At 67.3% G+C, this 9,696-nt stretch carries 9 protein-coding genes, 1 tRNA gene and 1 pseudogene; 4 read left to right on the forward strand and 7 right to left on the reverse strand.

Translation table 11 applies throughout. From position 1 onward, the window contains the following. The first annotated feature begins 22 nt into the window (after positions 1-22). Positions 23-98: transfer RNA gene (locus AC2VOP_RS02595), tRNA-Lys, on the forward strand. 160 nt (positions 99-258) lie between these two features. On the opposite strand, the gene AC2VOP_RS02600 is transcribed toward AC2VOP_RS02595, so the two are convergent. The 3 genes from AC2VOP_RS02600 to AC2VOP_RS02610 form a co-directional block, all read right to left on the reverse strand. Continuing rightward, complete coding sequence (locus tag AC2VOP_RS02600; protein WP_486959521.1) at positions 259-702, reverse strand: hypothetical protein; 444 nt, start codon at positions 700-702, stop codon at positions 259-261. A 4-nt stretch (positions 703-706) separates the two neighbouring features. Further along, the gene (locus AC2VOP_RS02605; protein ID WP_486959522.1) at positions 707-895 is read right to left on the reverse strand and encodes a type II toxin-antitoxin system HicA family toxin; all 189 of its coding nucleotides are present in this window, start codon (positions 893-895) and stop codon (positions 707-709) included. A gap of 780 nt (positions 896-1,675) precedes the next feature. Continuing rightward, positions 1,676-1,903 (reverse strand): DUF3618 domain-containing protein, encoded by a 228-nt coding sequence (locus tag AC2VOP_RS02610; protein ID WP_486959523.1) that lies wholly within the window; start codon positions 1,901-1,903, stop codon positions 1,676-1,678. A gap of 208 nt (positions 1,904-2,111) precedes the next feature. Between AC2VOP_RS02610 and bcp the strand changes: the two genes are divergently transcribed. Continuing rightward, positions 2,112-2,585 (forward strand): thioredoxin-dependent thiol peroxidase, encoded by a 474-nt coding sequence (bcp, locus tag AC2VOP_RS02615; protein WP_486959524.1) that lies wholly within the window; start codon positions 2,112-2,114, stop codon positions 2,583-2,585. A gap of 187 nt (positions 2,586-2,772) precedes the next feature. On the opposite strand, the pseudogene AC2VOP_RS02620 reads toward bcp, so the two are convergent. Continuing rightward, positions 2,773-2,892: pseudogene (locus tag AC2VOP_RS02620) on the reverse strand (hypothetical protein); the annotation flags it as partial. Positions 2,893-3,035: 143 nt separating this feature from the next. Here AC2VOP_RS02620 and AC2VOP_RS02625 point away from each other — a divergent pair. Then, a complete protein-coding gene (locus tag AC2VOP_RS02625; RefSeq protein WP_486959525.1) occupies positions 3,036-4,763 on the forward strand; it encodes a hypothetical protein in 1,728 nt (575 codons plus the stop codon). Positions 4,764-4,801: 38 nt separating this feature from the next. Continuing rightward, the gene (locus tag AC2VOP_RS02630; RefSeq protein ID WP_486959526.1) at positions 4,802-6,523 is read left to right on the forward strand and encodes a right-handed parallel beta-helix repeat-containing protein; all 1,722 of its coding nucleotides are present in this window, start codon (positions 4,802-4,804) and stop codon (positions 6,521-6,523) included. A gap of 72 nt (positions 6,524-6,595) precedes the next feature. Here AC2VOP_RS02630 and AC2VOP_RS02635 read toward each other — a convergent pair whose 3' ends face one another. From AC2VOP_RS02635 to AC2VOP_RS02645, 3 genes are all read right to left on the reverse strand, one after another. Then, on the reverse strand, positions 6,596-8,851 hold the full coding sequence (locus AC2VOP_RS02635; RefSeq protein WP_486959527.1) for a hypothetical protein: 2,256 nt from the start codon (positions 8,849-8,851) through the stop codon (positions 6,596-6,598). A 91-nt stretch (positions 8,852-8,942) separates the two neighbouring features. Further along, positions 8,943-9,332 (reverse strand): holo-ACP synthase AcpS, encoded by a 390-nt coding sequence (gene acpS, locus AC2VOP_RS02640; RefSeq protein WP_486959528.1) that lies wholly within the window; start codon positions 9,330-9,332, stop codon positions 8,943-8,945. Between the two features lie 11 nt (positions 9,333-9,343). Beyond that, positions 9,344-9,696 (reverse strand): hypothetical protein (locus tag AC2VOP_RS02645; protein WP_486959529.1); only part of this gene is annotated, 353 nt, incomplete at its 5' end.

A 9,696-nucleotide genomic window follows, 5' to 3' on the forward strand; every position in this document is an offset into this window, starting at 1 on the left:
CACTCGCGGTCCAGGCCGTCTCGCGCCGTTAGCTCAGTTGGTAGAGCAGCTGACTCTTAATCAGCGGGTCCGGGGTTCGAAACCCTGACGGCGCACCATCATCGCAGGTGAGAGGGTGTTTAGTCATCACCGACCACCCACAAATGACCGCCAGGTGCACGTTTATGCGACGGAAATGGGTTGAACTTGTCCAACGCGGCGGTGTTGTCCGGGGCTTCATGTGCCCGGTCGATGTAGTGCTAGCGGTCGGCGACGTCACTACCGGTGCCGCCCGATGCTGGCCCGAATCCGCGACGGAGTGACATCTGTCCTAGGCGAGCCGGCCGACCGCGACGCTTCCCGAAGTTGTGACACTCGTTGTGGGGAGATGCCGAGTACCGTTCCGACATCGCGAACGGAGAGTCCGTGCTGGGTTCGTAGGCAGGCGACGAGGGCGCGGACATCTTCGGCGGCGCGGCGCTGGGCTGCCTCTGCTTTCGCCGCTTCGTTTTGCACTTGCTTGATGACGGATTCCAGGTCATCGGGCAACACCGGATGGACGGTAACTTCATCGACCGGCTCGTCGGTCATGAGGGCGGCGGCGTCGGTAACGGCGGCAGCGACCTGTTCGAGACGGCGTACCTGAGTGAACAAGCCGGGGAGTTCGGGCACCTCCACAGCCCACCAGCCTCCGCTGCGTGTAGTGATAGCAGTGGCGCGCATGGGATCATTCCCTTCTCATGTGTTTCAGGATCGAATTGGCCGTTATCTCGTTGATTTCATTGTGGCGCGGCACGGTGGTTTGTTTCCCGCCGAACTCGACTCTGGTGTGGCTGCCGCCCTCGGTTTCGAGGTAGTCGACCCCGTGAGCCTTCGCCAGCGCCTTGAGTTCTTTGAGCAGGTCGCGCCGCTTCACGATTATAAGTCTAGCCCCCATAGATACTTCAAGTCGAGGGGGGATAGGCTTATTCGCGGCACCAGGGATCAACGGAACTTGGCCCCGACGGCGGCGGCAGTGTAGGATAATCTCGGCGCTATCGGCGGTCACCTTGACGGACACACGGTTCCCACAGGTAAAACAGCGCTATCAATCGCCGACAACCCCGCAGACGTCGGGCAAGGGGGGCGTTGACGGGGAAAATGGACAAGACATCCACGTGCGCGGCGTGGTGTGCCAGCGAGCCTGATCGATGCCCCCACCAGCGACGTCGCGCGTCGAGCGATCGCCCGCACAAAAGTGGGTCTGGTCGCGACGAACACTGCGGAAGATTGACATAACTCCATAGATATGGACTACAGTGTTAGGCATCGCACTATGTACTGATGCCCAAGGGGGTCTTAATTATGCCCGTCGAACATCTCGCATTAGGGGGTTGATCACCGATGACTCATTCACTCGCGACGACAACGCGTCACACCGGCAGAACAAGGTCTTACGCCACCGATGGGCCCGCACTGGTCGCTATCGGCAGCGTCTGGCTCTCACGCAGAAACGGCCGCACAATCGAGGTGGTCAGTGGGGCGTCTGCACGCGGCAGCGAGCCCTACTTCGCGGCGCGCAGCCTCGACACCGGTCAGACGCGCCGTATCAGCTGGACGACGCTGCACCGCGATTACCAACCCCGGTAATCCCGGTCGTCCGGCAGATCGCTCCGAGCGGCGCTGGGCCGGTCCCGGCAGATGCGGCCGCGGTGCGTCAACGGTTCCTGATCTTGCGGACCACCAGCATCACACCGAGTACGCCCAGTCCCCCAAGCGAGATCGCCACCGCGGGCTTCTTGACGAAGCCGATCACCCCGGCTTTGACACGGTCGGCGAGATGGCGAGGGTTGGCCCGGTCGGCAAGGATGTCCACCGTTGACGCCAGCTGTTCGCGCGCCTGGTCGATGTCCTTCTTTATGGTGTCGGGATCCCGCTCCGCCACTTTCGTCCTCCCTGCCCGCCGTTGCCACCGGGTGTCTTTTAGTGCCACGCCCGTGCGTACCACCCTATCTTCGCCCTACGACAAGCAATGCTCGAACACACCAAAGTGCACCCGAGCACACGCAAGCTGAAACAGGTGCCTACCCTAAGGCAGCCGATACCCGTCCCCCCCGCGCGCGAGATGCCGGTGAGCAGAAAGGACGTTTTCGTTGACCAACACCGCCCGCCTGACGCCCGGCGACACCGCACCCGCCTTCCGCCTGCCCGACGCCGACGGCAACCCGGTGTCGCTGGCCGACTATCGCGGCCGTCGGGTCGTCGTCTACTTCTATCCGGCGGCAATGACGCCCGGATGTACCAAAGAGGCCTGTGATTTCCGGGATAACCTGCATGACCTCAACGCCGCCGGGCTTGACGTCGTCGCCATCTCCCCCGATCCACCGACCAAGCTCGCTAAATTCCGGGACGCCGAGGGGTTGGCGTTCCCACTGCTGTCGGATCCGGACCGCACGGTGCTGGCGGCCTGGGGTGCCTACGGGCAGAAGAAGATGTACGGCAAAACCGTGCAGGGCGTGATCCGGTCCACGTTCGTCGTCGACGAGAAGGGCAAGATCGCGGCGGCGCAATACAACGTCCGTGCCACCGGCCACGTCGCCAAGCTGCGCCGGGATCTGTCTGTGTAGCCGCGTTTGCCGCCACCGGGCGCGTGCACGGCCGACACGCTGACCTCGGCTACGTCCGCGTACCGTGCCGCGCTAGCTGCGCCGGTGCGAAACACTTTTAATCCCTGGGTTTTCGCATGTCCACGCCAGGAGCCAGCAAGTCTAACAGCAGCGCCTCGGTGACCGCAGCACGTTCCAGCACGCGCATGCGGTACACATCGATACGGCGCTCCGGGTCGGCCCAGACCGACTCGATGCGAACCAGGCTCTCCAGGTCGCGGCGCACCGACGGCAACACCTCGCGGACTCGTTGCACCAGATCGCTCATAGGGCTGAGGTTAGTGCTCGACGCCCGGCACGATCGAGCTCAAATGGTTACCGTGTCGAGTTTGGGCTGTGACGAAGGCTAATCACTGTTGCTGACATGAGTTGAGTGTCGTTGACACGCTGCAAACAGCTGAGGAGTTTGGGATGCCGGCACCGCAGGATCGTCGTGGCTGGATGTCGTGGGCGCTGATGCGCTGGTGGCAGCGCGCATTGGTCGTCGCGGGCGTAGGCGTGCTAGTCGCTGCGGGCGTCGGCGTGGCCGGTGCGGTCCCAGCTCGGGCCACCGCGGTGCTGCGCGTCGGCAACTACCAAGGGGTTCCCGGGCAGTACTCGAGCATCCAGGCGGCGGTCGACGCCGCCCAGCCCGGCGACTGGATACTCATCGGACCCGGCGACTACCACGAGACCGGCAACCGCGTTCCCGCCGGGCTGCCTGACACCACGCCGGGCAGCGGCGTGCTGGTGACCACGCCCAACATCTGGATCCGCGGCATGGACCGCAACACGGTCGTGCTCGATGGCACCAAGCCCGGTGCGCCGCCGTGCAGTTCGGCACCCGCCGACCAGGACATCGGCCCGGGTAACAAGGGGCGACAAGGCCTGCAGGTCTATGAAGTCAACGGTGTCAGCGTCGAGAACATGACCGCCTGCAACTTCCTCTCAGCACCCAATGGGGGCCCAGGGGGCAATGAGATCTGGTGGAACGGCGGCCATAATACCGGCACAACGCAGATGGGAAGTTGGCGCGGCGCATACCTGTCGACGACCTCGACGTACTACGAAAGCACCACCAAGCCGACGGCCACCTATGGACTCTTCATCAGCAACACCTACGGGCCGGGGCTGTTCACGCAGGTGTACGGGAACAACATGAGCGACTCCAACTTCTACATCGGCGCTTGCCCGGACTGCAACTCGATCATCGACCACGCCCACAGCCAAAACTCGGCCCTAGGATACTCGGGAACCAACTCCGGCGGGCGCCTCGTCGTCCAGTACTCCGAATTCGACCACAACAAGGACGGATTCGACACCAACACCCAGAACAACGCCGACCAACCGCCACCCCAGGACGGCACGTGCCCTAATAACCAGACCGGTCCGACGGGGACCCATTCGTGCTGGGTGTTCTGGCATAACTCGGTGCACGACAACAACAACCCCAACGTGCCCGCCATCGGCACCGGCCCCGCGGCTGCTCCGGTGGGGACCGGTATCTCGATCGCCGGAGGCCGGTTCGACACTGTCACCGACAACGACTTCTACAACAACGGCTCGTGGGGAGTGCTGCTGGCCCCGTATCCCTCCATCGGCACCTGGAACGCGACGGCCGACTGCCACGGCGGCGTCGGTGCTCGGGTGTTGAAGGTCTGCTACTTCGACGACTGGGGCAACGAGGTCGCCAACAACAGGTTTAGCAACAATGGCTTCTTCGGCAACCCCAGCAACGGCGACCTTGCGGAGGTCTCGAACCTCCACCTTCCCGGCAACTGCTTCCACGGCAACGTCGACGGCTCGGGTGCGGCCGTCAACGCCAAGCACATTCAACTCGGCGCCGAAGGGATCACCACCGCCCCGCCCCTACTCCAGTTCTTCCCGCACAACCTCTGTGGAATCCCTGACGCCGGCGCACCGCTGCCCAGCATCCTCGGTCTGGAACTCCTCTGCAACACGGAGCTCGTCTTCAAGTGCGCGACCACCCCGCTCACGAACTACCCGCGCACGACGGTGGTCCAGATGATGCCGCTGCCGTCGCAGCCGAGCATGCCCGATCCGTGTCAGGGCGTACCGCGCAACCCGTGGTGCCCCACCAACCCGGTCAGCCAACCGTCGTATCCCGTTCCGGGGGTTCCCGTGTCCTCAACTAGTTGAGTGTCGGTGGCACGCCACAAACAACTGAGGAGTTTGGGATGCCCGCATCGCAGGATCGTCGTGGCTGGACATCAGGGGCGCTGATGCGCTGGTGGCGGCGCACGTTCGTCGTCGCGGGCATAGGCATGCTGGTCGCTGGTGTCGTGGGCGTGGCCGGTGCCGCCCCGGCTCGCGCCAGTGCGGTGCTGCGCGTCGGCAGCTATCAAGGTATTCCCGGGCAGTACTCGAGCATCCAGGCCGCCGTCGACGCAGCCCAGCCCGGGGACTGGATACTCATCGGACCCGGCGACTACAAAGAGCCCGGCAATCGCACTCCCCCAGGGCTGTCTGAGTTGCCGGGGAGCGCGGTACTCGTCACCACGCCCAACATCTGGATCCGCGGCATGGACCGCAACACCGTCGTGCTTGACGGCACCAAGCCGGGGGCACCGCAGTGCAGCTCCGCACCGGCCGACCAGACTGTCGGCCCGGACAACAAGGGCCGACAGGGAATCCAGGTCTACGAGGTGAACGGGGTCAGCATTGAGAACATGACCGCCTGTAACTTCCTCTCCGCACCCCAAGTAGGCCCAGGTGGCAATGAGATCTGGTTTAACGGCGGCCATAACACCAGAACAACGCAGATGGGGAGTTGGCGCGGCGCCTACCTGTCGGCGACTACGACGTACTTCGAAAGCAACGCGGGGCGGACGGCCTCTTATGGAATCTACGCCGACAACTCCTACGGGCCGGGGCTGTTCACGCAGGTGTACGCGAACAACATGAGCGACTCCGCGTTCTATATCGGCGCCTGCCCAGACTGCAACTCGATCCTCGACCACGCCCACGGCCAGAACAACGCCGAAGGATACGCGGGAACCAATTCCGGCGGGCGCCTGGTCATCCAGTACTCCGAGTTCGACCACAACAAGGTGGGGTTCTCCACCAACTCCGCGAACAACGACGACGCACCGCCGCCGCAGTCCGGTAAATGCCCCAATAACCAGACCGGCCCGACGGGGACCCATTCGTGCTGGGTGTTCACGCACAACTCGGTGCACGACAACAACAACCCCAACGTGCCGCAAGCCGGTGACCCCGCCAGCGCTCCGATTGGAACCGGCGTCCTGATGTCCGGAAGCCGGTTCGACACCGTCACTGACAACCACATCTACGACAACGGCGCGTGGGGCGTGCTGCTGGCCCCCTACGTCACCACTCAAAAATGGTTGGAGACTTCCCACTGTGAAACCGGCATCGGCCTGAGGGCGTTGTCGTTGTGCTTCTTCAACAACTTCGGCAACGAGGTCACCAACAACACCGTGAGCCACAACGGCTTTTTCGGCAACCCGAGCAACACCGACCTCGCGGAGTTGTCAAACCTCGCGCTTCCCGGCAACTGCTGGCACGGCAACGTCGACGATTCGGGCGCGGCCGTCAACGTCAAGCAGATCCAGCTCGGCACCCCCGGAAAGGTTACGACCGCCCCGCTGGGCCTTCAGTTCTTCCCGCACAACATCTGTGGTATCCCGGACATGGGCGCAGCGCTCCCCAGCATCTTGAGTCTGCAGCTCGTCTGCAACACGCAGGAACTGGGCCCCTGCCCGAGCATCATCGATCCCATCGCTAACTACCCGAGGACAACGGTTGTCCAGATGATGCCGCTGCCGACGCAGCCGAGCATGCTCGATCCCTGCCAGGGTGTGCCACGTAATCCGTGGTGTCCCACCAACCCGGTCAGCCAACCGTCGTATCCCGTTCCGGGGTCCCCTGTTTCCTAAACCCGGAGGGCATACCGGGTTCCGGGATTACTGCGACGTCGACGCCTCAGCGGGCAACGCCGGCGCCGATGGCTACGCGTTACCGCCGGCCCCGCCGGCGCCCCCGTCACCGCCGGCGCCACCGGTCGCGTCGGTGGGCGTCACACCAGGCTCACCGGCCACACCAGGCTCGCCGGGCACACCGTCGCCGGTGCCGCCGGTCCCGCCCTCGCCGCCGGTTCCGCCGGTGCCACCGATACCGCTGGTCTCGGTGGCGTTGCCGCCGGTGCCGCCGGTCCCACCGAGACCGCCCTGACCGCCGACCAAGCCGCCGGTACCACCTGCGCCGCCGGTCCCGCCAATCCCGCCGGCAATGCCGTGCGCGGAGCCGGTGCCGCCGGTTCCGCCGGTCCCGCCGGTTCCGCCGGCACCGCCGGTTCCGCCGGCGGCGGTCGCTTCGCCGCCGATGCCGCCGGCCCCGCCGTCACCGCCGGTGACGCCGGTGACGCCGGCCGCGCCCTCACCGCCGGTGCCACCGGTGCCGCCCGTGCCGTCGGTTCCAGTCGCTGCGCCGCCGTCCCCGCCGGTTCCGCCGGCACCAGCGACGTTGACGTCACCGATCCCGCCGTCACCACCATTGCCGCCGTGGCCGCCGAAGCCGTGCGTACCGGTCGCTTCGCCGCCGGCACCGCCGGTCCCGCCGACACCGCCGACGACGCTGCCGGTGCCGCCAGCACCGCCAGCACCGCCATTCCCGCCTACACCCCCGTCGCTTGGGCTGGCGCCACCGGCCCCGCCGCCCCCGCCGGTGCCGCCGGTGGCACCCGATCCGCCAGTGCCGCCGTTGCCGCCTACACCGCCCGACTCGAGGGCGTTGGTGGCGGCGCCGCCGGTCCCACCGGCCCCGCCATCGCCACCATTGCCGCTGTAGCCGGCGAAGCCGTCTCCGCCGAGGTGGCCGATGGGTGTGCCGAGACCCCAAGCCCCGCCGGCACCGCCGGCACCGGCGCCCCCGGCATATCCGCCGTGACCGCCGCTGCCGCCGTTGCCGGCGGTGATGCCGGTGCCGCCGGCACCGCCGGTGCCGCCAAGCCCGCCGTCCGCACCGTCCCCGCCGTGCCCGCCGTGACCGCCGCCGCCGCCGACCCCGGTGTTGCCGAACACGCCACCGGCCCCGCCGTTACCGCCGGCCCCACCGATCCCGCCGGCGCCGCCGGGCCCGCCATCGCCGCCGGTCCCGCCGGCCCCGCCGTCGCCACCGGCGACAGTGACGCCACCGTCAGCGCCGGCGCCGCCGACACCCCCGGTGCCGCCGATGCCCCCGGTTCCGCCCAGACCCGCGGCACCGCCGGTCCCGCCGGTCCCGCCGTCACCGATAATCAACCCGGCGGCCCCGCCGTTACCTCCGCCCCCGCCGTTGCCGCCGGTGCCGCCGATGCCGCCGGCGCCGCCAGCCCCGCCGGTCCCACCCGCACCGTCGTGAACACCGGTGACACCCGGTGTGCCGGGCGTGCCGGCAGCACCGGCCACCCCGGCTGCTCCGGTCGCGCCTTCGCCGCCGGCACCGCCTGTGCCGCCGTTGCCGTACAACTCGGCGGCGCCGCCGTTTCCGCCGACCCCGCCGGTGCCCCCGGCGACCACGGCGGCCCCGCCGGCGCCTCCGTCGCCGCCGTCGCCCAGCAGCAGCCCGCCCGTGCCCCCCACTCCACCAGGCGCACCCGCCGCGCCGGCTCCGCCGGTACCGCCGTCACCGATCAGCCCGGCCGAGCCACCGATCCCGCCGGTCCCGCCGTTGACCCCGGCCACCCCGGTGACCCCAGTGCCCCCGTTGCCGGCCAGGAAGCCGCCGTCGCCGAGGTCGCCGAAGAACCCGGAATCACCCAACAGTGACGTGTTGTGCCCGGTGAAGTTGTCGACGCCGTTGCCGATCAGATCCCGCCCGAACAAAAACACCGTGGGCGCGTTGATGATCGGATCCAGGGCTTGGCCGATCGGGCCGGTGATGTAGTCCTGGACCAACCCGTTGACCGCGCTGTTGAGGCCATTGACGAAATACACCAGCGCCGAATCCACCGGGTAAATTGTCGACGCAGGAAGAGCCGCACCCGCATCGGCCACCGCCCCGCCCAGATCGGGCACGCCGGCGCCAGCCACAGCGGCCGCGCTCATCAGTGGGTCAATGACCGGGTCGAGCATCACATCCAGCACATCGGCGCGAGCCACCGGGGCGCCCAGCCCCGGGGTTAGCACCGTCGCGGCTATCGCTCCCGCGGCCGAGCCCACCCCGGCCACTCGCCGAACACCTCGCGCGGCGCGAAAGCGCCGCCGGTGTAAACCTTCTGCCATCATCTGCCCACCTTTCATGGCGCAGCCGCTAACCTGCTGCAACCACCATAAGCTGGTGTTTAGCTGCACATGTCGATAAGCAGGGATTAAAGCGTTAGACCTCAAGGATGGCCACGGCGGCGGCGGTGTCTTCCTCGTGGGTGAGCGACACATGAATCCTGACGTCGGCCAGGTGCTGCGCGATCTCCCCGGAAAGGCGCACCCGCGGCCGCCCCCACATGTCGGTGACCACTTCGATGTCGCCGTAGATGCCCTCCGGCAGCACCGGGCGTTGCGCGAACCGCGATCCGGACCAGGCCTTGACCACGGCCTCCTTGGCCGCCCACCGGGCCGCCAAGTGCCGGGCGGCCGACGAACTCTTGTCCGAGGCGTCGCGGCGCTCACCCGGGGTGAAGGTCTCGGCGAACACCGTCCCAGGCTGATCGACCTGTTCGGCGAAGTCGGGAATACGGACCAGGTCGATGCCGACTCCTACGATGGTCATGCGCGCCGCGATCAGCCGACGTACACGTCGTCATCGCCGAGCCGGGCCGCCGGGTCGAGCAGCATCGCGGCCTCCTGACGCCGCTCGGGTGCGTCATGGTCGAAGCGGCGGCCGGCCGGCCGCTCATACATCGGCGGGCCACCGGCGATTGCCGAGGCCAGTCGGCGCTGACCGGCCAACACTCGGCCCGCGGCCCGGCGGGCGTAATCCTCTCGCTGGCCGGGATCCAACGCCGCCAGGAACGCCTGCGGGTGCACCAGCGCGACCAGACCCGACACGTGGCCGAACCCGAGGCTGGTCACCAGCCCGGCCTTCAGCGGGAACAACCCGGCGAGCCGCAGCGTGTCACGAACCCACACGAAGT

The sequence above is a fragment of the Mycobacterium sp. TH-M106 genome (assembly GCF_057473765.1).